General features: G+C 29.8%; 23 protein-coding genes and 1 pseudogene. 13 read left to right on the top strand and 11 right to left on the bottom strand.

The annotated features are described in order from the left end of the window. Positions 1–792: 792 nt before the first annotated feature. The 3 genes from clpX to ACUBP5_RS02195 all read right to left on the bottom strand — a co-directional run bounded on the left by clpX (position 793) and on the right by ACUBP5_RS02195 (position 4,188). Positions 793–2,025, bottom strand: coding sequence for an ATP-dependent Clp protease ATP-binding subunit ClpX (gene clpX / locus ACUBP5_RS02205; RefSeq protein ID WP_482168609.1), 1,233 nt, complete (start codon positions 2,023–2,025; stop codon positions 793–795). 113 nt (positions 2,026–2,138) lie between these two features. After that, positions 2,139–2,807: an ATP-dependent Clp endopeptidase proteolytic subunit ClpP gene (gene clpP / locus ACUBP5_RS02200; RefSeq protein ID WP_482168026.1), complete on the bottom strand. Its 669-nt coding sequence runs from the start codon at positions 2,805–2,807 to the stop codon at positions 2,139–2,141. Between the two features lie 55 nt (positions 2,808–2,862). Beyond that, entirely contained in the window at positions 2,863–4,188 is a 1,326-nt protein-coding gene (locus ACUBP5_RS02195) for a trigger factor (protein WP_482168025.1), read from the bottom strand. Between the two features lie 278 nt (positions 4,189–4,466). On the opposite strand from ACUBP5_RS02195, the gene ACUBP5_RS02190 reads away from it, so the two are divergent. Genes ACUBP5_RS02190 through ACUBP5_RS02170 form a run of 5 tightly spaced genes read left to right on the top strand, consistent with a single transcriptional unit; the run spans position 4,467 to position 8,372 of the window. Next, positions 4,467–5,906 carry a lipopolysaccharide biosynthesis protein gene (locus ACUBP5_RS02190; RefSeq protein WP_482168024.1) on the top strand — a complete coding sequence of 480 codons (1,440 nt, stop codon included), beginning with the start codon at positions 4,467–4,469 and terminating at the stop codon, positions 5,904–5,906. After that, the gene (gene dut / locus ACUBP5_RS02185; RefSeq protein ID WP_482168023.1) at positions 5,899–6,339 is read left to right on the top strand and encodes a dUTP diphosphatase; all 441 of its coding nucleotides are present in this window, start codon (positions 5,899–5,901) and stop codon (positions 6,337–6,339) included. Before ACUBP5_RS02190 ends, dut begins: the two co-directional genes overlap by 8 nt. A 14-nt stretch (positions 6,340–6,353) precedes the next feature. Further along, positions 6,354–7,361 carry a sugar phosphate nucleotidyltransferase gene (locus ACUBP5_RS02180; protein WP_482168022.1) on the top strand — a complete coding sequence of 336 codons (1,008 nt, stop codon included), beginning with the start codon at positions 6,354–6,356 and terminating at the stop codon, positions 7,359–7,361. Between the two features lie 48 nt (positions 7,362–7,409). Beyond that, on the top strand, positions 7,410–8,096 hold the full coding sequence (locus tag ACUBP5_RS02175; RefSeq protein WP_482168021.1) for a murein hydrolase activator EnvC family protein: 687 nt from the start codon (positions 7,410–7,412) through the stop codon (positions 8,094–8,096). Between the two features lie 42 nt (positions 8,097–8,138). Continuing rightward, positions 8,139–8,372: a Sec-independent protein translocase subunit TatA/TatB gene (locus ACUBP5_RS02170; protein WP_482168020.1), complete on the top strand. Its 234-nt coding sequence runs from the start codon at positions 8,139–8,141 to the stop codon at positions 8,370–8,372. Between the two features lie 529 nt (positions 8,373–8,901). Here ACUBP5_RS02170 and ACUBP5_RS02165 read toward each other — a convergent pair. From ACUBP5_RS02165 to sucC, 3 genes and pseudogenes are all read right to left on the bottom strand, one after another. After that, positions 8,902–11,428: pseudogene (locus tag ACUBP5_RS02165) on the bottom strand (ATP-dependent Clp protease ATP-binding subunit). A gap of 620 nt (positions 11,429–12,048) precedes the next feature. After that, positions 12,049–13,719, bottom strand: coding sequence for a DNA polymerase III subunit gamma/tau (gene dnaX / locus ACUBP5_RS02160; protein ID WP_482168019.1), 1,671 nt, complete (start codon positions 13,717–13,719; stop codon positions 12,049–12,051). Between the two features lie 14 nt (positions 13,720–13,733). Then, the gene (sucC, locus tag ACUBP5_RS02155; RefSeq protein ID WP_482168018.1) at positions 13,734–14,939 is read right to left on the bottom strand and encodes an ADP-forming succinate--CoA ligase subunit beta; all 1,206 of its coding nucleotides are present in this window, start codon (positions 14,937–14,939) and stop codon (positions 13,734–13,736) included. An 80-nt stretch (positions 14,940–15,019) separates the two neighbouring features. Between sucC and ACUBP5_RS02150 the strand changes: the two genes are divergently transcribed. The 5 genes from ACUBP5_RS02150 (at position 15,020) to ACUBP5_RS02130 (ending at position 17,898) form a co-directional block, all read left to right on the top strand. After that, complete coding sequence (locus ACUBP5_RS02150; RefSeq protein WP_482168017.1) at positions 15,020–15,193, top strand: hypothetical protein; 174 nt, start codon at positions 15,020–15,022, stop codon at positions 15,191–15,193. Further along, complete coding sequence (locus ACUBP5_RS02145; protein ID WP_482168016.1) at positions 15,141–15,821, top strand: ABC transporter ATP-binding protein; 681 nt, start codon at positions 15,141–15,143, stop codon at positions 15,819–15,821. Before ACUBP5_RS02150 ends, ACUBP5_RS02145 begins: the two co-directional genes overlap by 53 nt. Next, positions 15,818–16,582: a TIGR02757 family protein gene (locus ACUBP5_RS02140; RefSeq protein ID WP_482168015.1), complete on the top strand. Its 765-nt coding sequence runs from the start codon at positions 15,818–15,820 to the stop codon at positions 16,580–16,582. Before ACUBP5_RS02145 ends, ACUBP5_RS02140 begins: the two co-directional genes overlap by 4 nt. 63 nt (positions 16,583–16,645) lie before the next feature. Beyond that, the gene (locus ACUBP5_RS02135) at positions 16,646–17,314 is read left to right on the top strand and encodes an alpha/beta hydrolase (protein ID WP_482168014.1); all 669 of its coding nucleotides are present in this window, start codon (positions 16,646–16,648) and stop codon (positions 17,312–17,314) included. 20 nt (positions 17,315–17,334) lie between these two features. Beyond that, on the top strand, positions 17,335–17,898 hold the full coding sequence (locus ACUBP5_RS02130; protein ID WP_482168013.1) for a hypothetical protein: 564 nt from the start codon (positions 17,335–17,337) through the stop codon (positions 17,896–17,898). A 425-nt stretch (positions 17,899–18,323) separates the two neighbouring features. Here the strand turns inward: ACUBP5_RS02130 and ACUBP5_RS02125 are convergent, their stop codons facing one another. The 5 genes from ACUBP5_RS02125 to ACUBP5_RS02105 all read right to left on the bottom strand — a co-directional run bounded on the left by ACUBP5_RS02125 (position 18,324) and on the right by ACUBP5_RS02105 (position 20,674). After that, on the bottom strand, positions 18,324–18,497 hold the full coding sequence (locus ACUBP5_RS02125; protein ID WP_482168012.1) for a hypothetical protein: 174 nt from the start codon (positions 18,495–18,497) through the stop codon (positions 18,324–18,326). Between the two features lie 364 nt (positions 18,498–18,861). Next, positions 18,862–19,071, bottom strand: coding sequence for a hypothetical protein (locus ACUBP5_RS02120; protein ID WP_482168011.1), 210 nt, complete (start codon positions 19,069–19,071; stop codon positions 18,862–18,864). A gap of 526 nt (positions 19,072–19,597) precedes the next feature. After that, positions 19,598–20,035 (bottom strand): hypothetical protein, encoded by a 438-nt coding sequence (locus ACUBP5_RS02115; RefSeq protein ID WP_482168010.1) that lies wholly within the window; start codon positions 20,033–20,035, stop codon positions 19,598–19,600. Further along, the gene (locus ACUBP5_RS02110) at positions 19,963–20,238 is read right to left on the bottom strand and encodes a sugar phosphate nucleotidyltransferase (protein WP_482168608.1); all 276 of its coding nucleotides are present in this window, start codon (positions 20,236–20,238) and stop codon (positions 19,963–19,965) included. Before ACUBP5_RS02110 ends, ACUBP5_RS02115 begins: the two co-directional genes overlap by 73 nt. A gap of 124 nt (positions 20,239–20,362) precedes the next feature. Beyond that, a complete protein-coding gene (locus ACUBP5_RS02105; RefSeq protein WP_482168009.1) occupies positions 20,363–20,674 on the bottom strand; it encodes a sugar phosphate nucleotidyltransferase in 312 nt (103 codons plus the stop codon). Between the two features lie 595 nt (positions 20,675–21,269). On the opposite strand from ACUBP5_RS02105, the gene ACUBP5_RS02100 reads away from it, so the two are divergent. The 3 genes from ACUBP5_RS02100 to ACUBP5_RS02090 all read left to right on the top strand — a co-directional run bounded on the left by ACUBP5_RS02100 (position 21,270) and on the right by ACUBP5_RS02090 (position 24,102). Next, positions 21,270–22,490: an ammonium transporter gene (locus tag ACUBP5_RS02100; RefSeq protein WP_482168008.1), complete on the top strand. Its 1,221-nt coding sequence runs from the start codon at positions 21,270–21,272 to the stop codon at positions 22,488–22,490. Between the two features lie 242 nt (positions 22,491–22,732). Continuing rightward, complete coding sequence (locus tag ACUBP5_RS02095) at positions 22,733–23,848, top strand: Mrp/NBP35 family ATP-binding protein (protein WP_482168007.1); 1,116 nt, start codon at positions 22,733–22,735, stop codon at positions 23,846–23,848. An 8-nt stretch (positions 23,849–23,856) separates the two neighbouring features. Then, the gene (locus tag ACUBP5_RS02090; protein ID WP_482168006.1) at positions 23,857–24,102 is read left to right on the top strand and encodes a NifU family protein; all 246 of its coding nucleotides are present in this window, start codon (positions 23,857–23,859) and stop codon (positions 24,100–24,102) included. The last annotated feature ends 4 nt before the right edge of the window (positions 24,103–24,106 follow it).

The raw sequence follows: 24,106 nt of genomic DNA, 5'->3' as shown, positions 1-24,106 counted from the left end.
ATACCTTTTTATATCCTTTTATTTTTAAAACTCACTTAGAAACATATGTAGTATAGTATCAATTCTATTATGAGGAGCAATTTAAATCAGGCAAAATATTAGGAAGAAGATTATAAAAAGATTTTTTAATGCATATAGTTTTATAGGATATAAATTATTATGTATGATATTTTTTTTTTTTTAAAAAAAAGTGTTTTATAAAAATTATATCTTATTTAACAAGTGAAAATATACATATTTTAGAAGATTTTTTTAAAAAAAAATTAATTTATAATCTATATATCTAAAACATTAATTAATGATCTTTTGCCAAATTTATAATAAATAACTTTTCTTATTCTATAAATGTTTAAAGTTTTTTACACTACTAAAAATAAACTATATGTTCTTTTATATAGTGTGACTTTTAGCATGAAAGCAATAGGATAATTAAATCCTTTTAAAACTATAGTTTAATACCATACAGTATATTTGCAAATATTATATAGTTTGCTATTATTAAATAAGTAGATAACCTATTATAGGTTATCATGTTGAGTCCATTTTTATGGAATAGCAGATATTGGCTCAATATAAAATTTATTATACTACTATCAACTTTTTGCTTTTAAAAAGTTTATTATAATCCTTTAATAAAAGGATTCTCAACATAATCCTTTAATAAAAGGATTCTCAACTTAACCTATCTAAAATAGATAGGTAACCCGTAAAGTCACATAGTTAGACTTCTATATTCAAATTATCTTTAATAAAGTGCATGGAATATCCTATTATTACAAATGGATAACCCTTTTAAGGCTTTTTATAATTACTAAATAACTTTCTATTATTTAACTTATTCTTTACATCTATTTCATCAACTTTCAGAAAACTTTCATTTTGTTTAATATCATACATAAAATCATTGAAAATTATTTCACAAATTGTTCTTAACCCCCTTGCTCCAAGACCAGTAGCAATCGCTAATCTCACGATTTCATTTATAGCCTTATCTGTAACTTCTAATGATATCTTATCTATCTCAAAAAGTTTTTGGTATTGCTTTATCAAAGCATTTTTAGGTTCAGTCATGATTCTATAAAGCGCTTTCTCATCTAGAGAATGCATATAAGTTATAACAGGGAGCCTCCCTATTAATTCAGGAATTAAACCAAAAGTTCGGATATCTACGGCAGTGATATATTTTAAAAGCTCTTCTTGTTTTACTTCAATATATGAAGTGCTCTGATAGCCTATAGATGAGAGATTAAGACGATTAGCAATAATATGTTCAAGACCATCAAAAGCTCCTGCAGCAATAAATAAAATATTACGAGTGTCTATCGGAATCATTTTCTGATCAGGATGTTTACGCCCTCCTTGTGGAGGAACATTTACTATAGATCCCTCAAGAATCTTTAAAAGTCCCTGTTGTACTCCCTCTCCCGAGACATCACGTGTGATAGAAGGATTGTCTCCCTTACGTGCAATCTTATCAATTTCATCGATAAACACTATACCTCGCTCAGTAGCTGATACGTTATAATTAGATGCTTGTAATAAACGTGTTAATATACTTTCTACGTCCTCCCCTACATATCCAGCCTCAGTAAGAATTGTGGCATCTACTATAGTAAAGGGGACCTGTAAAAAACGAGAAATACATCGTGCTAAGAGAGTTTTCCCAGTTCCTGTAGGACCTGTGATAAGTACATTAGATTTTTCAATCTCTACTTCCTCCTCTTCTTGGGATAAATTATAAGATAATCTTTTATAGTGATTATAAACAGCCACAGATAAGATCTTTTTTGCTTCGTTTTGACCAATCACATATTGATCTAAGAATTCCTTAATCTCCCTAGGGCTTTTAAGATTCAAATAATCTTCAAAAAACTGTTCTTTTTTTTGATAAATTTTTTCATGAACCATTTTATGGGCTTGTTGTATACATTGAACACATATATATCCTTCTGAAGCTTCTAATAATAAATTCGATTCATCTTTTCTGCGTCCGCAGAATATACATTTAGGATCTTTTTTCATGATTTATAACTACTATTTCTAAATGTAAATATTTTTAGAATCATATAAAGTGTAAATCCAATATGTGATTTTGATTTATATAATTCTAGTAACCTAGAATAGGTTTCTATTTTTATTTATACCTGAGGTTTTCGTATTAATACTTCATCTATCATCCCGTAGTTTTTAGCCTCATCTGAGGTCATCCAATAATCTCTGTCCGAATCCTTTTCTATTTTTTTTATACTCTGACCCGAGTGAATTGAAATGATCTGGTAAAGTTCTTTTTTTAATTTTGAAATTTCACGTGCGGTGATCTCTATATCAGAAGCTTGACCACGAACTCCCCCCATAGGTTGATGTATCATAACTCGTGAGTGTTTTAAGGCTGAGCGTTTGCCTTTAACACCTGAACAAAGCAAAACTGCAGACATAGAAGCAGCCATACCAGTACATATAGTAGCTACCTCTGGCTTAAGAATTTGTATAGTATCATAAATACCTAATCCTGGATAAACACTACCTCCAGGCGAATTGATATAAATTTGTATATCTTTAATAGAATCAATTGATTGTAGAAATAAAAGTTGTGCTTGAACAATATTGGCTACTTGATCATCAATTGATGTCCCTAAAAAAATAATGCGATCCATCATTAATCGCGAAAAGACATCCATCTGAGCTATGTTTAGTTTCCGTTCTTCTACTATATAAGGAGTCATAGAGTTAATATAACGATCTAGTGTAAGACTACTTATTAACTGATTCTTTATCGCATATTTTCTAAATTCATTATTATCAAACATATTATTTAACTTATCTCATGATTAATTATAAGGCTTTTCCCTAGTTATGATCCTTTTAATGCTTATGTTGAGTGAGAATTTTAAGAAAGTCAACTCGGGAAATATCTTTATCTTTTAAAGATAGTCTGAGTTTTAAAGCTTCTATTAATCGTTTTTGGAAAAGGCGTTCGTAAATTTTTAAGGATTCTTCTCTATCTTGAGTGATTTCATTAAAAAGTTTACTTGAAGTAGTCTTATCAATGGTATTTTCCCCCTTCTTGATATTTATCAAAGAAAGAGTAAAGTCTTCTAATTCTTTAGTATTAATACTTATATCAAGTTGCTCTCCAAGTTTGTTTTTAAGTAATTGATAACGTACCCCCTTCTCAACCTGTTCATAGTCCTTAAGGAACTGATATGATGAGATTTTCTCTTTTTGACCCTGCCTCATAGAACGTTGCAAAAAATCTGAAGGCAAACGAAATTTCGTCTGATTAAATAATTGATCGAATATCAAATGCATAAAAAATTTATCTGCTTCAATAGAATAAGCCTGTGAAATATTTTTTTTAATCTTATCATAAAATTCTTCTATAGATTCTACTAATCCTGGAGCAAATACTTTATTAAATAAGGTCTTATTTAAGCTAGCAGGCTGAGTACCAAATATTTGATCAATAATAAAATATGTTTTAAAATGTTCAGTATTAATACTTCTTGTAAAATGTCTCCACTGCTTTTCAATTGGGAATAGTTCAAAAGTATTTACTTCAATACGATCACCTACTTTTGCTTGTAAAAACTTAGTAAAAGTATCTTTTGAAAGATCTCTGAGGAATAGGGTATGATTTTTTACCTTATCTTCTTTTGAAGAATCAAGAGAAATAAAAGGTGATATAGTTCCATATACATGGTCTTCTTGAGTTACAACAAATTCTCTGGGAAAAAATTCTCCGAAATAATGTTGTAAATATTCTATATGCTCATCTATGTCATTTTGCTCTACTTTAATATGATAATAATCAATATTTATATCATCTAAATTGATATTAAACTTAGGTGCAAGCCCTATTTCAAAAGTAAAAGAAAATTCTTTATCTTCTACGTTAATAACATCTTGTTCTATAGGCAAAGGAGGTCCTATAATTTGTAAATGCTCTTTAGCAATATAGTCGTTAACTACTTGTTCAGTAAGTTGCTTTACTTGATTATTAACTAATATTTTATAATATTGTTTTCGAATGATAGCATAAGGAACTTGGCCTTTTCTAAAACCGCGTAATTGGGCTTTTTTTCTATAATTACGAAGGGTTTCCTCTACTTTATCTTTGTAATCTCTCTCATTAATTGATATAGTCAACACTAGAATAAGCTCATCTAAATACTCTTGGTTAATATTCATTTTTATGATCTTTTCATGAGCAAATATATAAATATTAAAAACAGGGCTCTATATTATTAGTTATTGAAGAACAAGACTAACCTTAGAAGACTTCTAAAGCTGATAGAGACTTATTTATTCATCAGATATCTTTGTCATATAAAACAGTAAAATTTGAATAAATCAATTATATTTTTGCTAAAATGGGTAAAATCATAATAAATTATTTAATATAAGTACAACTTAAAAACTGGAATTTTATAATTTTAGATTCTAATCTAATTATTCCTTTTATTCCTTTGTATAAAAAAATTTTTGGTGAGACAATTGTCTATGGAATAAGTGCAGTGCTTCCCCGCGTGATTAATTATTGTTTTCTAAAGTTTTTTACAAATGTTTTAGCAGGAAAAGACTTTTCGCTATACATAGATATGTACGCTTTGTCTTTTTTATTAATCAACCTACTGACTTTTGGGCTTGAAAGCGCTTATTTCCGTTTTCTGCATAAGCAGAAAGATGTTGATAGCGATAAAATTTTTTCTAGCGTGATGATCAGTCTTTTGCTTATTTCGCTAATCTTTTTATTTCTTGGCATTTTTTTCGTAAAAGAAATTTCTTATTTAGCAGGTTACAGTACCCACAAGGAATATTTCTTGATCTTTTTTCTAATCATTTTTTTCGATATATTATCTAGTATACCTATGGCATGGTTACGTATGCATTCAAAAGCATTGCGTTATGCATTTATACGTATTATTAGTGTAGTTATACAAGCATTTATAACATTTTTGTTACTAATTGGAAATAACGAATTTTCCATAATCCATTTAAAATTTTTAGAAACTATTAAAGGATATACCGATAAACCAGGTTACATATTTTTTGCTAATATGTTAGCCTCAATGATAAGCTTTATAGCCTTAACTGATGTATTTATAAAAATTCGTCTTAAAAAATTTAGTTTAAAAACAGCCCTGGAAATGATAGTCTATGGTATTCCTATTATGATTGGATCTTTATCATTCGCTATAAATGAAAATCTAGATAAAATCCTTATTAAAAGATGGCTTTCAGATGAAATCAATAGTGCTTATTCGGCATGCTATAAAATAGCAGCTCTTATGGCTCTTTATTCTACTACTTTTAGAATGGGGATAGAACCATTCTACTTTATAAAAGCTAAAGAAGCTGATGCAAAAAAAGTTTATAGCGAACTTACTTATCTTTTTACGTTATTTGGAATTATCTTTTTCGTGCTCCTTTGGAGCAATCTTAACTGGATTATTAATTTGATTAACTCCGATTATCAAAGCACCAGAAATATAATCCCTGTTATAATGATGGCTAATCTATTTCTAGGAATCTATATAAATTTTTCTATAGCTTATAAAGTAAAAGATCAACCTATAGTTAGCGTTTACATATCCCTTTTTGGAGTTTTAGTCACTATTTTATCAAACTTATTATTGCTCCTTCCAAAAGGAAGTTATATGGCCCCAGCTTGGGGAACACTAGTTTCTTATGGAAGTATGATGTTAATCTCTTATTGGTGGGGGCAAAGATACTATAAGATAAACTATCGGGTCTCTCGCATTTTATGCCATATTGTTTTAGGGATTATATCAGGTTATTCTCTTGGAGAAATCATTCAATATTATAACGTTATAGGACAATTATTATATTTGTGTATCGTTTTTTTTATGGAAAAATCAATATTGATAAAAATATTATATGGATAAACTAAAAATAAAAATACGAAATGTCTCTTATAATAAGCTCCCTCAATATAAAACTAAAGGAGCTGCTGGGATGGATCTTCAAGCGCACTTAACTTGCCTATTATTCCTAGACCCCATGGAATGGAAAGCCATACCAACAGGACTTTATATAGAACTGCCTAAAGGATATGAGGCTCAAATTAGAGCACGAAGCGGCTTAGCCTTAAATAATGGTATAGGATGTCTCAACGCGCCAGGCACTATCGATAGTGATTACCGAGGAGAAATAAAAGTTTTGCTTATAAATCTTTCCAAAAAGACCTTTCAAATAAGACCCGGTGATAGAATTGCTCAAATAGTTATTAAGCAATATAATCAAATTGAATGGGAAAAAGTGAGGGAATTTAAAAAGAGCTTACGGGGAGAAAAAGGGTTCGGTAGTACAGGTATATAGAAGAATTAAAATTTATGAAAATAATAGTTCCCATGGCAGGTAAGGGATTACGACTCCGTCCACACACTCTTACTATCCCTAAACCTTTGATCCCTATTGCAGGAAAACCTATTGTTCAAAGACTAGTAGAAGATATTTATAAAATACTTAAAAAAGAAGTTAAAGAACTAGCGTTTATCATCGGAGATTTTGGATATGAAATAGAAAATAAACTGCTTAATATATCTAAAGAACTTAGTATAAAAGGTATCATTTATTACCAGGAAAAACCCTTAGGGACAGCACATGCCTTACTCTGCGCGCAGAAATCTTTAAAAGGGCCTGTAATTATTGCTTTTGCTGATACTCTTTTTAGAGCAAATTTTAGTTTAAAGACTAAAACTGAAGGTATTATATGGACATCCCAAGTATCAAATCCACAGTCTTTCGGAGTAGTTACATATGATAAAAATGGATATATAACAGGATTTATTGAAAAACCTGAGAAATTTGTTTCTGATCTAGCCATTATAGGAATTTATTATATAAAAAAAGGAGAAAAATTAAAAAATGAACTTAAGAACTTAATAGATAAAGACATAAAAGGTAATGGGGAATACCAACTTACTGATGCATTGGAAAACATGCGAAAAAAAGGGGTTTTATTCTCATATAAAAAAGTAGATAAATGGATGGATTGTGGTAATAAATCAGCTATTATTAACACTAATACTAAAATACTTGAATTTGAACATATAGATAAATCTCATTACTGCTCTAACACTATCATTAAAAATAGTCTTATTATAGATCCGTGTTTTATAGATGAAGGAGTAATGATTGAAAATAGCAAAATAGGCCCTTATGTATCGATAGGCAAGCATACTCAGGTAAAAAACAGTAATATAGATACATCGCTGATACAAAATAACACGGAAATCATTCATGCTAATTTATCGAATTCTATGATTGGTAACAGCACTCATTATCAGGGTGTTATTAGAGAAATAAGCCTAGGAGATTATTCTATATTTGATTTTTAAATCTAATCTATGTACAAGAGGGGGTCAACTATAACGATATATTCTCGAATGCATAATGTTTTATTTTTCATATGGATACTGTTATCTATAGGAACAATACAGAAAATATGCGCTCAGAAAAAATCACAGTTTCAAAAAAAAAAACAAGTTTTAAAAAGTAAAATTAAAAAGATCAATATAAAAAATCAATTAACTAAATTCAAAACTAAGAAAGAAGTTCTAAAAAAAAAATATGTCGAGATTAAGAATAACACTAAACGGAGGAAACTTTTAAATAAAAAAAATGTTGATAAAGAATTTTCTAATAAAGAACTTCTTTTAGCAAAAAAATTTGCTCTTAATAAGGGCCATCTCCCCTTTCCTGTAAAACAGGGATCAGTGGTTAACTATTTTGGGAAGCAGCCTTATCCAGGCCTAGAAGGAGTATTTATAGATAATGTTGGTATAGATATTAGAACCCCTAAGGGGGCTAAAGCAAAATCAGTATTTGAAGGGACTATAAGAGAGGTATACTTGATAAAGGGAGAAGGAAAAGCCTTATTAATAAAACATGGTAATTATTATACAGTATATAGTAATTTACAAAAAGTATATTTACATAAGGGAGATAAAGTAAAGAAAAATCAAGATTTAGGGGAAATATGCACTAATCCTAAAGGAAATACTTTTTTAAATTTCCAAATTTGGCATAATATTAAAAAAGAGGATCCATTACATTGGATTAAGGATTTATAAAAAATACTATTTTTACATCAAACATTGTAAAAAAAATATACTATGACATCCCCAGTTTTAGCAAATTTTGGTGCTAGTCAATTGCTCATAATTGCTGCACTCGCTCTTTTTTTATTTGGTGGGAAAAAAATTCCTGAACTTATGAAAGGACTAGGAACTGGCTTAAAAGAATTTAAAAAAGCTACTCAAAGTGAAGATGTAGAAGATAAAAAAATCGAAAAAAAGGATTCAGATAACCCTGATGAAAATAAAAAAGATCTCACTGTTTCAAAATAATATTCTGATATATATCGTTATTTAACATTTATATTTTTATATATACATCTATAATATTTTGTTTTATAGATAATTAGATAATTTATGAAAATGATAGATCCTTTCAAATATTTTAGAATTAATCTAAAATTAGAGCTGTAAACAAAATAGTTAATCTATATTTGTATATGCTTTAAATTAGTTTAAAGCATATCTTAGAATAGATATCAAAATATAAATATTATTATAATATAATTGAGTTTTATTCTATTATTAGTAGATATATCTCTAGAATAGAGACAAAAAATATTTATACTTGCTGAGTTTTATATTTTTCTATTCTTAAAAAGAATGTTAAAGAAGCATTATGCCCTCCCTTTATCTTTACAGGGAGGAATTATTATATATATAACAATATAGTTATATATATGCATAACTAATATAGTTATAAACAAGCATTTTATTAAGACGATATTTTTTTATCCATGAGAGAAAATTCTAGCATAAGGACATCCCCTCCTATCTTTCAGAATAATTCAAAGAAAAATCTTTATGAAGAACTTTTAATTGTATCTTCCTTTACAATAAATAAACTTTGTTTCTGTTTATCTAAATCTATAAAAATAGAATCTCCCTTATAAACCTTTTCATTTATAATTTGTTCAGCAATTAAATCTTCAATAAACTTCTGTATAGCACGTTTTAAAGGACGTACTCCATATTCTTTATTATAGCCTTTATCAACAATAAATATTTTTGCATTTTTAGAAATTTGTAAATTATATCCTAATTGAAGTGTGCGGTCAATAAGCTTTTTTAATTCTATATCAATAATTTTATAGAGATCTTCATACTTTAACGAATTAAAAATAATGGTATCATCTATACGATTCAAAAATTCCGGTGAAAAATCACGCTTTAAAGCATTTTTTATAACTCCCTTTAAGTGTTCATCAATATTTTTTTCTCTCGCTGAAGTACCAAAACCTATTCCTGCTCCAAAATCTTTAAGCTCTCGTGTACCTATGTTAGAAGTTAAAATAATAATAGTATTTCTAAAATCTATTTTCCGACCTATACCATCAGTAATATAACCATTATCAAACAATTGCAATAAAAAATTAAACATATCTGGATGTGCTTTTTCTATCTCATCAAATAAAATTACTGAATAAGGTTTACGACGAATAATCTCAGTAAGTTGTCCACCCTCTTCATAACCTATATATCCTGGAGGTGCACCTACTAGCTTTGATATAGTAAATTTTTCCATGTATTCGCTCATATCTATACGCACTAAAGAATCTTCATTATCAAATAATTCTGTAGCTAATACTTTTGCTAATTGTGTTTTCCCAACACCTGTTTGTCCTAGAAAAATAAAAGTTCCTATAGGACGATAAGGATCTTTCAATCCTGTTCTATTACGTTGTATAGCTTTGGTTACCTTATCTATAGCCTCATCCTGTCCTATAATATATGTTTTAATAAGCTCAGACATATGAGCAAGTTTTTTCATCTCAGCTTGTACTACTCTACTTACAGGTATTCCACTCATCATAGAGACTACCTCAGCTATATTCTCTTGATAGACTACTTCACGATGCTTATTAGATAGCTCTTCCCATTTCTTGTAAACTTCAGTTAGTTCTTTTTCTATATTTTTTTCTGTATCTCTAAGATGCGCGGCTTCCTCGTATTTTTGATTTTTAACCATTTTAGTTTTTTCGTTACGAAAAACTTCAAGTTTTCTCTCTAAAAAAAGAATTTCTTTAGGTACTTTATTAATATTTTTTATATGTACTCTAGAGCCTGCTTCATCAAGCGCATCAATAGCCTTATCAGGCAAATAACGATCAGTAATATAGCGTGTAGTAAACTGTACGCAAGCATTAATAGCATCATCTGCATATTCAACATTATGATATATCTCATATTTATTTTTTATGCGATTAAGAATCTCTATAGTTTCTTTCTCAGAAGTAGGTTCTATAATAACGTTTTGAAAACGTCGCGCTAAGGCGCCGTCTTTTTCTATATACTGTCTATACTCATTTAGAGTAGTAGCTCCGATACATTGAATCTCGCCTCTAGCTAAAGCAGGCTTAAAAATATTAGAAGCATCTAAAGAACCTTGGGTGCCTCCTGCTCCTACTAGCATATGAATCTCATCAATAAAGAGTATGATATTTCTGTTTTTTCCAAGTTCATTCATACAGGCCTTAATGCGATCTTCGAACTGTCCTCTATATTTGGTCCCAGCAACTAAACATGTTAAATCAAGTGTAAAAACTCTCTTATTATAAAGTACTCTGGAAACTTTACGATGTACTATACGAAGTGCTAATCCTTCAGCTATGGCAGATTTCCCAACTCCTGGTTCTCCGACAAGTAAAGGACTGTTTTTTTTTAGTCGGCTGAGAATCTGGCATACTTCGTTCTACCTCCTTATCACGTCCTATTACAGGATCCAGTTTGCCATGTAAGGCCATTAATGTAAAATCACGTCCGAAATTATCTAAAACTGGAGTCTTACTTTTTTTATATTCTCCAGGAGAATAAGAATCTCCTTTATATGAAAAATTTGTTTCTATTCCCTCATCAGCATAAACAGCTTTTGGCATATAATTTTCTTTTAACCCATTATGTTGAAGTTTAGCTTTTCCCATAACTCTTTTATAATCCACGTTAAACTTACTTAAGAGTTTAGTTATTCGATCATTTATATTACGTAATATACATAATAGCAAATGAGCTGTATTAATTTTTGTAGATCCAAATAGTCTAGCTTCTAGAAAAGTTATTTTTAAAATACGTTCTACTTGCTTTGTCATTGCAACATGATTAGTATTTACTACTATAAATGGACGTTCAGGAGCTAAACCCTCTATCTCTTTCCTGAGATCTAACAAATCTACCTGTAATAAATGAAAAATATCTATAGCTTTACCCTCTCCTTTGCGCAGTATACCTAATAATATATGTTCTGTACCTATCCGTTCATGATTTAAACGTAGAGCTTCTTCTTTACTATATACTAAAACATCTTTGAATTTCGATGAAAAATTATCATTCATGATATTTTCTTTTGCTTAATTAAATTTATTAAAAATAATTTTTTTTATTTATTAAAATTCATTAATTACAACTAATAAACTTTTTTTACTATTTAAATTAAAATAAAAAAATAGTCCTTTTTATATCATTTATTTAAACTTTGTTTATGCTTTAATATATATACTATATTTTGACGATTTAATTTTATAATATAATTATAGATTGTTTACTAACAAGTCAGATATATTTTTCAGACTACTTATTATAAACTTTATAAAATACGTTATAAAATGTCTTATAACGTAAATATTTATACAGTCAAAAAAAATTAGAGAGGGGCTGTGAATTATTATATATGGTAAAATAACAAAGATTATAAGATTAGTATCCTTAGACTTAAATACTATCTATAAATTGGTAATTATATGCCTTATTGCTCCCTTTTTAAAATATTTAAAAAATATATTTTTTTTCTGTAATAGGGTTGATATTTTAATAGTAAAGAACTATTCTCAATAAAAGTTATCATTTAGATTAACTAAGGTTCATATCACTAACTAACTAGATAGTAATAAAGTTTTATTTGGTTTTTACTATTGGAAATAGAGTTTAAGGGGGGCATTATGTATTGATCATATCATCAATTATAAAAATCTAAATCTAGATATTCTTTAAGTTTTTTTAACTGAGGATTTTTTTTTTGTAAAAAAGCAAATTTTTCTTCAGGTGTATAAATTATCTTTTTTTTATCATAAACTCTAATACAAGTCTCTAAAGAAAGATGAGAATTATTCATATGATCACGCAAATATTTTAGTATAGATTCATGTACTCTGGAAAACTCAATAAGCGCTGCTTTTGATACAAAATATAATACCACATTATTTTTTAAAATTTCATATTTTACAGTGCTTAATACGTGTTTAAGAAAAATATTTTCAGCAGGTATAAAATCTTTTAAGATAACCTCCCAAGTTTTTATAAAATCTTCCTTTGAGAAAACTTCTTTAGCTAAAGGCCTACTTTCTACAGAAAAAGGGTCAATAACCTCTGGCGTAAGAGCCTCTTGAATACTAAAAGCTACTGGATGGGATTCTTTAACAACAACCTTCAGATTATTTTTAGATTTAGCAATATTAGATATGGATAAGGAATGTTTATTTTTTATATGTGTAGAGATTTGTTTAACACAATTTTCTTTTTGAAAAGAATTTATTTCATTATTTTTTTTTTTATTTTGAATATCCCGATTTGGGAAAGAAGCTAATTGCATCAAGGAAATCTCAAATAATAAACGGGGGTTTATACTTGATTTACAAGTTATTTCTGCGTGCTGACAAATTTGAAGAGCCTTTATCAAAAAATCTGGTGAGATATGAGAAGCTTGCTTGATATACTTATCTTGCATAATTTTAGGAATTTCTATTAAAGATAGACTTTCTGAATGGGAAGCCACCATAAGATCTCTTAAGTGTTCGGCTAAACCGGAAATAAAGAGTCTACCATCAAAGCCTTGTTGCAATACTTGGTTAAAAAGTATTAAAATACCTTTAATATCCTGAGAAAGGATAAGATCCACAGATTTAAAATAATATTCTTTATTTAAGATTCCCAATTGTTCTCGAACTTGATCTGCTGTTAAATTTTCTCCAGAAAAACAAACAAGACGATCAAAAATCGAGAGAGCATCACGAAGAGCCCCATCAGCACGTTGGGCAATCATATAAAAAGCTTCTTCTTCTACTACAACACCTTCATTATAGGCAATTTTCTTTAGCTGTCGATAAATATCTTCTAAAGAAATGCGCCGAAACTCGTACACCTGGCAACGTGAAATAATAGTTGGAAGAACTTTGTGCTTTTCAGTAGTAGCTAAGACGAAAATAGCATGTGGAGGAGGCTCTTCCAGAGTTTTTAGAAAAGCGTTAAAAGCTACCTGAGATAACATATGTACCTCATCTATAATGTATACTTTATATTTCCCTTGTTGGGGAGCAAATCTAAATTGATGTGTAAGAGCACGTATATCATCTACTGAATTATTCGAAGCAGCATCAAGCTCAAAAATATTAAACTCATTAGAGATATTATCTAGAGTATTTTGATATAACCCATTTACTTTCTTAGCTAGAATCCGAGCGCAGGTAGTCTTTCCCACACCGTGAGGACCACAAAATAAAAGGGATTTAGCTAAGTGCCTATTTGTAATAGCCTTATCTAATGTATTAGTAATAGCTTCTTGTCCTATTACATCTTTAAAAGATGTCGGTCGATACTTCCTAGCTGAAATGATATAAACTTCGTCTTTCATATTTTTAATATGCATTAACTCTCTCTATAAGCAAGCTCTTCCCTAATTTTCTCAGCAGCTTCTTTCAAGGTTATGACTGAATGTATTTGTAAATTGCTCTGATCTATAATCTCTTTAGCCTTATCAGCATTAGTTCCTTGTAAGCGTACAATGAGCGGAATATGAGAAAGCTCTCGTCTATTTTGACACGCATCAATTATACCCTGAGCTACACGATCACAACGAACAATGCCTCCAAATATGTTGATTAAAATAGCTGAAACAGAGGTGTCTTTTAAGATAATTCGAAAAGCTTTTTCTACACGCTGTGTATCGGCCGTCCCTCCTATATCTAGGAAATTAGCTGGAGCACCTCCTGATAGTTTTATCATATCCATCGTAGCCATAGCTAACCCAGCACCATTGACCATACATCCTACATTCCCCTTAAGTTTTACAAAATTTAAGCCTATTTCTGAAGCTTCTGACTCTATAAGATTTTCCTGATCCATATCTCTCATAGAGGCATATTGTTCTTGTCTATATAGAGCATTGTCATCTATCACTACTTTTGCATCTACAGCCATAATTTGATCATCTGAAGTTTTTAACATCGGATTGATCTCAAAAAGAGAAGCATCTGTAGCTATATAAGCCTTATAAAGAGCTCTAATAAAGAAGACACATTCTTTAAACGACTTACCACTTAATTCTAATTTAGAAGCTATTTTTCTAGCTTGAAAGTCTTGAATTCCAAAAGTTGGATCAATATCTTCAGTAAAGATTTTTTCAGGTTTCTTTTTTGCTAATTCTTCAATATCCATTCCTCCTTCACTAGAGTATACAATAATGTTTTTCCCTTTTGAGCGGTCCATTAAAATAGATAAATAATACTCTTTATATTTAGAGTCTCCCGAATAATATACGTTTTGAGAAATTAGGATACGACGTACTATTTTCCCTTCTTTTGGAGTTTGCGGAGTTATCAAACGCATGCCTAAAATTTCGGAAGATTTATTCCTAACTTCATCAAGAGATTTAGTAATCTTTATACCTCCACCTTTGCCTCTACCACCTGCGTGAATTTGTGCCTTTATAACTAAAAGGTTAGATTTACTTTCCTCAGAAATTTTTTTTGCTGCTTCCAAAGCTTCATCTACACTAAAAGCTACTAGTTCTATGGGAACTTTCACTCCAAATGAACGAAGAATATCTTTCCCTTGGTATTCATGTAAGTTCATGATACAATCTTGTAAACTTTACAAAGGTAGGAAAAACATTTTTATAGAATTTTTTATTTTTAAATTTGGTGTTTTTCATTATGATTCAAGCAAGAGGTATTTACAAATCTTTTGGATCTTTAGAAATACTTAAAGGTATTGACATAGATATAAAAAAAGGCGAAATAGAATTTTTTATTTTTAAATTTGGTGTTTTTCATTATGATTCAAGCAAGAGGTATTTACAAATCTTTTGGATCTTTAGAAATACTTAAAGGTATTGACATAGATATAAAAAAAGGCGAAATAATTTCTATATCAGGCAGTTCAGGAACAGGGAAAAGTACTTTGATCCGAATATTAAGCAGTTTAGAGGAACCCACTCTACGCAAAAATATAAAAACAGAACTAAAATTATTTGGGAAGGATATTTATTTGCTTTCAAATAAAGAGCTTTCAAGGATTCGTAATAAAGCTATAGGATTTATCTTTCAATCCCATAATCTTTTACCTGAATTTACAGCTCTAGAGAACGTATGCTTGCCAGGTTATATAGGTAAACGAGAAAAAAAATCCCTACAAAAACAAGCGAAAGAGTTGCTTAAACAACTAGGGCTTGGGAAACGATTAGAATATAAACCAGAAACCCTATCAGGTGGGGAACAACAACGTGTAGCCATTGCTAGAGCTCTCATTAACCATCCAAAAGTGATTTTTGCCGATGAACCATCAGGAAGTTTAGATTTAAAAAATGCTCAAGAACTTCACAATTTATTTTTTTCCTTACGTAATGACTTTCAGCGAACTTTCGTTATAGTGACCCATAATCCCGAACTTGCAAGCAGAGCCGATAGAGAAGTTAGCATATATGAAGGGAAGATTTTTTTTAGAAAAAAAACGTGAAAAATTCACAATTAAAGGAATTTCTTGAAAAGAAAACAGAACAATATAATACAGCCTCTTTTATTGATTCAGATCCTATACAAATCCCTCACTTGTTCAAGAAAAAAGAAGATATAGAAATTGCTGCTTTTTTAACTGCTATCATTTCCTGGGGACAACGCAATGCCATCATTAAAAATGCATATAAATGGATCCAGCTTATGGATAACAGTCCTTACGAATTTATTATAAACCATAATTTTCAGGATTTAAAATGCTTATCTTATTTTAAGCATCGAACTTTTCAGTTTACCGATACAGTTTACTTCTTAAGAGCTTTGCAGAATATTTATAAAAAACATAAGGGTCTTGAAGCAGTGTTTAAAGCAGTTCCAGAAGAAAAAAATACACAAAAAGCCATTTTACGTTTTCGTGAAATATTTTTCTCCATAACTCATGAAAAACGGACAGAAAAACACCTCTCCCATCCTGGGAGAGGTTCCGCGAGTAAACGACTTAATATGTTTCTACGCTGGATGGTTAGAAAAGATAACAGTGGAGTGGATCTAGGCATATGGGATCATATTTCTCCTTCACAGCTCTCTTGCCCATTAGATATACATTCAGGGAGAGTAGCAAGAAAACTTGGCTTACTATCTCGAAAACAAAATGATATTAAATCTGTTATTGAACTTGATCGAAGGTTAAGAAGTATGGATAAAAAGGATCCTGTAAAATATGATTTTGCTCTTTTTGGACTAAGCATTTTCGAAAATTTTTAAGACTATAATTTTTTATATAGTTTTGTCTTAACTATTTATAGCTTATAAAAATCTTGCAAGATCATGCAACTTATAGAGAGTCTTTCTCTCAAACATATTCTGAAAAGACCATTAAAACGTACTGAAAAGCCTCCTTTATTTCTAATGATTCATGGTCATGGAAGTAATGAACGTGATCTTATCACACTCACAAAAGGACTTCCAGCAGAGTTTTTTATCATTAGTATACGTGCTTCTTATAGTATAGGTAAGGATAGTTATACCTGGTATAATATTGAGATATCAGCAGAGGGTATTTATTCGAATAATCATCAAGCATTAAACTCCCGGAATAGGATTATTAATTTTATAAACGAAGCTATTTCAACATATAATTTAGATTCTAAAAATGTATGGCTATGTGGATTTAGCCAAGGGGCCATCTTAAGCTATGCCGTTTCTCTTTTAAAGCCCCATATGATAAATAAGGTAATCGCTTTAAGCGGATTTTTACATCAAGAGCTTCTTGATGAAGATATGAATAAAGATTTCTCTTCTCTTGATTTTTTCATATCTCATGGAAAATACGATAAAATTATTCCTATAAGTCAAGTAAAAGGGGGTTTAGAAATTCTAAAAAAATATCATATTTGCTATTCTTATAAAGAATACGAAGAGGGACACGAGTTAAATGAAGAAAATTATAAAGACATGCTTAAATGGGTTAATTATAGTCTAAATCCATCCATTTAGACATAAATAACAAAGTAAATATGCACAAATATTCAAAAATACTTATTGCTTCATCCCTATTTATCAGCGCTATTTTTGCTTTAAATAAAAGAGAACCAGGGTGGAGTGCTCTGTTACTATTTCTTAGTATAGTAGTTGTTTTTTTATTTTTCAAAAATGAATATTTATTGTTAGCTTTTTTTAAAGCTCGAAAACAAGATATAAAAGGGCTAGGGAAATGGTTAGCTTACATCAAGAATCCTGAATATCAACTTATCAAAAGCCAACAAGCTTATTATTATTTTCTCAGTGGTATATTCACCTCTAAGTCAAATATTAGGCAATCAGAAATATATATGAAAAAAGCCCTAGAAATAGGGTTAACCTTTAACCATGATAAAGCTATAGCAAAGCTAAATCTATCAGCGGCTGCCCTTACTAAAGGACGTAAAAGAGAAGCTGAAATTTTACTCTCCGAAGCAAAACGATTCGATGGCGCAGGTCTCCTTATTCAGGAGATAAGAATTATGAAAGAGCATATAAAAAAAAATAATAGTCGCCGTTTTTATGACCTAAATATATTCCAGGCACGAAAATATTTCTAATAAATATCTGATTAATATATTAAGATAGGATTATGGAATTTTTGAAAGGAATTCCAAAAATGGACTATCCAAACTACTTATTAATATAACCTCCTTTATAGGTTTTTTGATATTGGAATTTGTTTATTATACAAGGACGTGAGTTAGTACTAATAGAGTCAATAAGATTTTTATTCTACATAAGTCGCTCTAATATATCATAAGTTATATCAAAACCTATTAATTTATATTTATTGGATATTCTTTTATCATCAACTCCTAAATCTTTCATTACTTTTAGATTCATTTGGGTATTGTTATTAACATGATATTTCATTGTAAAAACCATTTTATAGTTTTTAAGCCAGAGTAAATTATCATAATAAACAGGATTATATCCTATACCTATAGGAAAAATTTTGCCAAACTTAAAATGTCTAATGCCATCAATAAAAAACTGACCCTATATTAGGGTCATCACTAATAAGAACAGTGATAAAAGGATCTACATCAATAGGAATTTTTGAGAGATCATAAACATATGAAATTTGTATTTGAGGATCCCATTTTAAGATCTTATTGCGTAAATAATCTACTATAATTTCTTGAGAGGGGGGCACTTAGTAAGTATATTTTCTGGGACTTTAGTGAATAATATTTAATCTTTTGTAAGATAGGATCAGCTAAAAATTGATCCCTTACATTAGCCTGAATAACATTAGAATAAGCGTCTAAATATTCTAATGAAGAAAATAGAGAGATTATAGGAATTTTTTGTTTCGAGAGTTTATTTGCTACTTGTTCTATATCAGATCTAAAGAAATAGCCTATTATAAGATCTACTTTAGAAAGAGTATATGAATTTAGGAAAAAATCTATTCTACTTTTTTGATTTTCCGTATCAAAAAGTTTAAGATTAATAGATTTATTTAAAGAAAATAAATCAATAGCATACTTATCTCCAGTATAAAGATCAGTTGCATATTAGCTAATTTTCTGATCTATTTTAGAGATGCTAGCAGATAAAGGTAATAGAATTACTATATTAAAATCCTCTTTTGAGGGAGCTTCTATTATAATATCTTCTGAACTAACAAGTTTATTGATATGATTTGAAGTTTTTTTTAAGATCATTCCTGCTTTTAATCCCGATTTAAGTTTCGTATTATACTGCAATATCTCTCCAAAACTCAATTTATATATACGTATGATAGCAAAAGTATCTCTATTTCTTGCTAAATATTTAATAAAGATTCTATTAAAAGATTTCTGATAATTATTTTTTTCTCATGATAGAAAAATTCTTTATCAGTTATTTTTAGACATAATGTTTTTTTTCTATAAAATGAAGGAATAAATAAGAGTCTATTTTTTTTAGTTTTTTTTTACTTGAGAATTTACTTGTAAAAGTGCTTGCTGATAAATTCTAAATTGGTTATTAAAGTCATATAGAGCTAGAGTTCTCTTAGGTTGTTCCTCATAAAAAATGATCCTAACCTAGAGAAGTAGATAATATCCTCTAAATTAGATAGAGCATTTGATTAGGCAGTTCTACTGATATTAATATTGTATTTCTTGCTAAGATTATAGAATTTATTTTTTTATCCTTGATATACAATTTGTACACAAATTGTATATCAAGGATAAAAAAAAGATAAATATTAGGAAAATATTTTTTATGCCCATAAATAAAAATAATAAAATATATAAGAACTTAATTTTATAAAAAGCCCTCTCCAGCATTTATTTTTATATCATTAGTATAAAACTTGATCTGTCGCTCATTCCCTTTTTTGCATATGAGCAAGGCTTTTTCCGTATCGACTATTATATAATCATTTAACCCGTCTATAACAGCGGCCTTGTTTTTTTGAATAAAAACTATATTATCTTGGGCTTCATAAAATAATATTTTTCCTCCAATAGAAACATTTCTATTTTCGTCTTTAGATTTTTTCTCATACAGCACCCGCCAGGTCCCGATATCCCTCCATCCGAAATCAGATTTGATGATATATATATTTTGAGCATGCTCTAGTATCCCATGATCGATAGAAACACACTGAAGATTTGGGAAAATAGTTTCTATGTTTTGAGCTTCTTTTGAATAATTGAGCGTATTAACAATTGATAAAAACGAATTGAATATATCAGGCAAATATGCTTAAAAGCGTTAATAATGGTTTTTGTATGCCATACAAAAATGCCAGAATTCCATAGAAAATTACCTGATTCTATAAATCTTTGAGCCATTTCTACAGTAGGCTTCTCAATAAAAGTTTTTACTTCTTTCAAAGAATTTGAATTTTCACTATAAAATTGAGCGTATCCATAATCTGGATCAGGACGATTTGGGGGAATCCCTAAAGTGATAATAATCTCATTTGAGAAGCTTTTAGAAAAGCGTAAGCGAGAATTCTTAAAAAGAGAACTCCTTCAAGGATAATATGATCTGAAGGTGCAATAAAGAGAACAGCTCTCTCATCTAGAGCATGAATCTTAAATGCTGCATAAGCAATACTAGGGGCCTATTTCTTGTAATAGGCTCTAGTAATATATTAGATACTTTAAAGTTAGGAAGCTGATCTAAAACAAGCCCTCTATAATCTGAATGGGTAACCAAAAAAATATTCTCTTTACGTATAAGACTTACTCTGGCGAAAGTTTGTTGTAAAAGGGTTTTCCCGGTTCCTAATATATCATGGAATTGCTTTGGGTAAGTTCTTGTACTAATAGGCCAAAAACGACTTCCTATGCCTCCACATAAAATTACACAATAATAATGACGATTATCCATAAACTTACAAAATACTTGTTACATAAGTGTGTATTATATAGTTTTTTTTAGTGAAAAAAATACGCTTACTAAATGCATATCTCTATATTTAAACTAATAAGTAATAAATATCAAATCTTCTTCCATAGACTATGCTCCCCAGTCTTATATTATAAGCCTTATAAAGATTTTTAGACTTTAAATAGACAGTAAAACGATCAAAAATTATATAAATATTAATAAATTTCTTTGTCTTAACAAAGACAAATCAAGTAATTTTATTACTATCCACGGATGATAAATCTTAAAAAAGATAGAGGAGGAGGGAGAAATAGTTAGACTAAGAGTTCCCAAATGAAAAATTTAAACTTTATTAAAGCAATAAATAGCGAATTTTATATATTTGAAGTATAATACTCTATTAATATAATTTGAGTTTTTCTATACTTTATATTAAAAATATTTAAAGTCTATAAATGATGAATATTAGTTTATTTTTAATAAAAACTAATATTAAAAAGTTAAAACATATAAATTTAACAAAGTAAAAAAGGTTTTATAAGGCTATAAAACAGTAAAAAAAAATTAAATACGCTTTTAAACTATATTTAAAATTATGGAAATACTCTCCTTTACCATTAGCAATTTATGGATAATGGTATGTATCACTTTAGTATTTATTATGCATTTAGGCTTTGCTATGCTTGAAATTGGGTTGACCCGATCAAAAAATACAATTAATATTCTTTTTAAGAATGCTGCCGTTATTGTTATAGGGTTACTTGCTTATACTTTTTTAGGTTTTGGTATGATGTATTCAGGCCCCCAAGGTGGGTTTTTTCATTTTGGCGGGCTTGGTCTTAATGTTCCAGATAATTCCGGTAATCCAATGTATAATTCAAACTATACTTTCTGGACCGGATTCCTTTTCCAGGCTATGTTTGCCGCAACAGCTGCTTCTATCGTTTCTGGTGCAGTAGCTGAACGAATTAAACTCAGCGTATTCCTTTGTTTCTCTTTATTATATGTTACTTTTGTTTACCCGGTAGTGGGTTATTGGCATTGGGGGAAAGGCTGGCTATTTAACATAGGTTTTTATGATTTCGCTGGATCTACTATAATACATTCAGTTGGAGGTTGGGCAGCTCTAATAGGTATTCTTTTCCTTGGCCCACGTATTGGGAAATACAATGGGACATTATCTGATATTCAAGGACATAGTATTCCTTTAGCGATCTTAGGCGTGCTTCTATTATGGTTTGGATGGTTTGGATTTAATGGAGGTTCTGTGCTTTCAGCTGACGCAGGGAAGGTTTCTAAAGTCTTGGTAATCACCACATTATCCGCTGCTTCAGGTGTGGTTGGGGCTTTTTTTACTTCTTACTGGCTTTTCAAAACATATGATATTATAATGTTTATTAATGGAATTTTAGCCGGCCTTGTAGGAATTACTGCTGGAGCAGACATTGTAAGTGTTACAGATTCTCTCATAATTGGAGGGATTTCTGGTATATGGGTAGTTTTAGCTATAATTGGCATGAATAAACTCAAAATAGATGATCCGGTAGGAGCTGTCCCTGTTCATTTAGTATGTGGTTTATGGGGAACGCTTGCTATAGGTATTTTCGGAGAAAAGTCTAGTTTAAAACAGCTATTTATTCAGATTACGGGAATTTTTTCAGTCGGCCTTTTTTGTATTTTAGGAGCCTGTATAATATTTATTATTTTAAAAAAGTTTATTGGGTTACGCGTAAGCGAAAAACAAGAACGAGAAGGATTAGATATTCATGAGCATGGTATGCATGCTTATCCGGAATTTCCTATAAATAAACATTAATAGAAAGTTTTATATCAAAAAAAAACTAGATTAAAAATCTAATCCATAGATATTGCGTTCAACATAAAAAAAATAATCCTCATATAGAGTAAAATAAAATATTTTAAATATTTCATTGGGTTATGGTTTTTCTACAGATAGATTACTAAATAGTAATGTTTTATAAAGAGAAATAAAAGAGATGAATATTCAATGGATTAACTTTGTATATTTGTGTAGATACTTATGTTAAGTGCGCTTCTATGCCTAGAAATAAACTTATAAAGATCTTATGTTCTCTTAAACTTCCGGGAAGTAAGGATAATATAGTTGAAGATAGGACTATTGAAGATCTATCGGTTAAAGGAGATTCGATATTTATAAAATTGAATCTTAAAAATCCGGCAATGCATCTAAGAAAAAAAATCGAAAATGATATTATAAATAGTATACACGAAAAGTTTAATCCCGAAGCGTTAGTAAAGTTTAATATACAAGTGAAATCTAATAAATCACTTTCAATACGTGGAGTAGGAATACATGGGGTTAAGAATATTATAGCAATTGCTTCAGGTAAAGGAGGCGTAGGCAAATCTACTATATCTTCAAATATTGCTATTTCTTTAGCTATAATGGGATTTAAAACAGGGCTTTTGGATGCGGATATTTATGGGCCTTCTATCCCTGTCATGTTAGATCTAGAGAACTCACGCCCTTTTTCTATAAATATAGAGGGAAAAGAAAAAATCATACCCGTAGAAGTTTATGGAATCTATGTGCTTTCCCTAGGATTTTTTACCGATTCTAACAAGGCGGTAATTTGGAGAGGACCTATGGCAACTAAAGCCTTACGACAACTTATACGTGATGCACATTGGGGGGATTTAGACTTTCTTATTATAGATCTCCCCCCAGGCACTGGGGACGTTCATCTTTCTTTAGTACAAGAAATTCCATTGACCGGGGCTATTATTGTAAGTACACCACAAAAAATTGCTTTAGCTGATGTCCGCAGATCTGTAGCTATGTTCCAAATAGAGTCAATTAACGTACCTATTTTAGGTATTATTGAAAATATGGCCTATTTTTCTCTTGATATACAGCCTGAGATTCGATATCCCATTTTTGGGAATAAGGGAGTTCAGGAATTTGCTGATAAGATGAAAATATCTTTTCTAGGTGAAATACCTATCATACAAAGTATACGAGAATCTTCTGATATCGGCAGACCGGCTGTTTTACAAAAAAATACCTTTGCCTCATCCCTATTTAAAGATATTACAAAAAATATGATCACGCAGCTCAACCATAGAAATAGTTCTATACCTCCTACCGAGGCTCTTCATATTAATACTGTAGATGGTTGCAAACCTAAATAAGTTTTTTCATGCAAAAACAGTTGTTAGATAATATTTTAAAAGCTCTTGATGAAATCCAACCTTTTTTAAAAGCCGATGGAGGAGGTATTGAGTTGGTAGATACTGATGGGAAAATAGTCCGTGTAAGATTTATGGGAAGTTGTATAGATTGCGACGTAAATCAAATGACTTTAAAAAGTGGTGTGGAGATGATCATTAAAAAATATGTTCCTCAAATTGAGGAAGTTATAACTGTTAGAGATGCTATATCTTAGATAT

This window comes from Candidatus Insignibacter tubulum (assembly GCF_056790205.1).
The sequence above is the reverse complement of the archived record's forward strand: the minus strand, read 5'-3'. Positions and strand labels throughout refer to the sequence as shown.

Excerpts from the sequence above, each read along its gene's own strand:
- clpP (WP_482168026.1), bottom strand. The coding sequence starts at position 2,807 with ATGTTTGATAATAATGAATTTAGAAAATATGCGATAAAGAATCAGTTA.
- ACUBP5_RS02195 (WP_482168025.1), bottom strand. The coding sequence starts at position 4,188 with ATGAATATTAACCAAGAGTATTTAGATGAGCTTATTCTAGTGTTGACT.
- dut (WP_482168023.1), top strand. The coding sequence starts at position 5,899 with ATGGATAAACTAAAAATAAAAATACGAAATGTCTCTTATAATAAGCTC.
- ACUBP5_RS02180 (WP_482168022.1), top strand. The coding sequence starts at position 6,354 with ATGAAAATAATAGTTCCCATGGCAGGTAAGGGATTACGACTCCGTCCA.
- ACUBP5_RS02175 (WP_482168021.1), top strand. The coding sequence starts at position 7,410 with ATGCATAATGTTTTATTTTTCATATGGATACTGTTATCTATAGGAACA.
- ACUBP5_RS02170 (WP_482168020.1), top strand. The coding sequence starts at position 8,139 with ATGACATCCCCAGTTTTAGCAAATTTTGGTGCTAGTCAATTGCTCATA.
- dnaX (WP_482168019.1), bottom strand. The coding sequence starts at position 13,719 with ATGAAAGACGAAGTTTATATCATTTCAGCTAGGAAGTATCGACCGACA.
- sucC (WP_482168018.1), bottom strand. The coding sequence starts at position 14,939 with ATGAACTTACATGAATACCAAGGGAAAGATATTCTTCGTTCATTTGGA.
- ACUBP5_RS02150 (WP_482168017.1), top strand. The coding sequence starts at position 15,020 with ATGATTCAAGCAAGAGGTATTTACAAATCTTTTGGATCTTTAGAAATA.
- ACUBP5_RS02145 (WP_482168016.1), top strand. The coding sequence starts at position 15,141 with ATGATTCAAGCAAGAGGTATTTACAAATCTTTTGGATCTTTAGAAATA.
- ACUBP5_RS02135 (WP_482168014.1), top strand. The coding sequence starts at position 16,646 with ATGCAACTTATAGAGAGTCTTTCTCTCAAACATATTCTGAAAAGACCA.
- ACUBP5_RS02130 (WP_482168013.1), top strand. The coding sequence starts at position 17,335 with ATGCACAAATATTCAAAAATACTTATTGCTTCATCCCTATTTATCAGC.
- ACUBP5_RS02105 (WP_482168009.1), bottom strand. The coding sequence starts at position 20,674 with ATGGATAATCGTCATTATTATTGTGTAATTTTATGTGGAGGCATAGGA.
- ACUBP5_RS02100 (WP_482168008.1), top strand. The coding sequence starts at position 21,270 with ATGGAAATACTCTCCTTTACCATTAGCAATTTATGGATAATGGTATGT.
- ACUBP5_RS02095 (WP_482168007.1), top strand. The coding sequence starts at position 22,733 with ATGCCTAGAAATAAACTTATAAAGATCTTATGTTCTCTTAAACTTCCG.
- ACUBP5_RS02090 (WP_482168006.1), top strand. The coding sequence starts at position 23,857 with ATGCAAAAACAGTTGTTAGATAATATTTTAAAAGCTCTTGATGAAATC.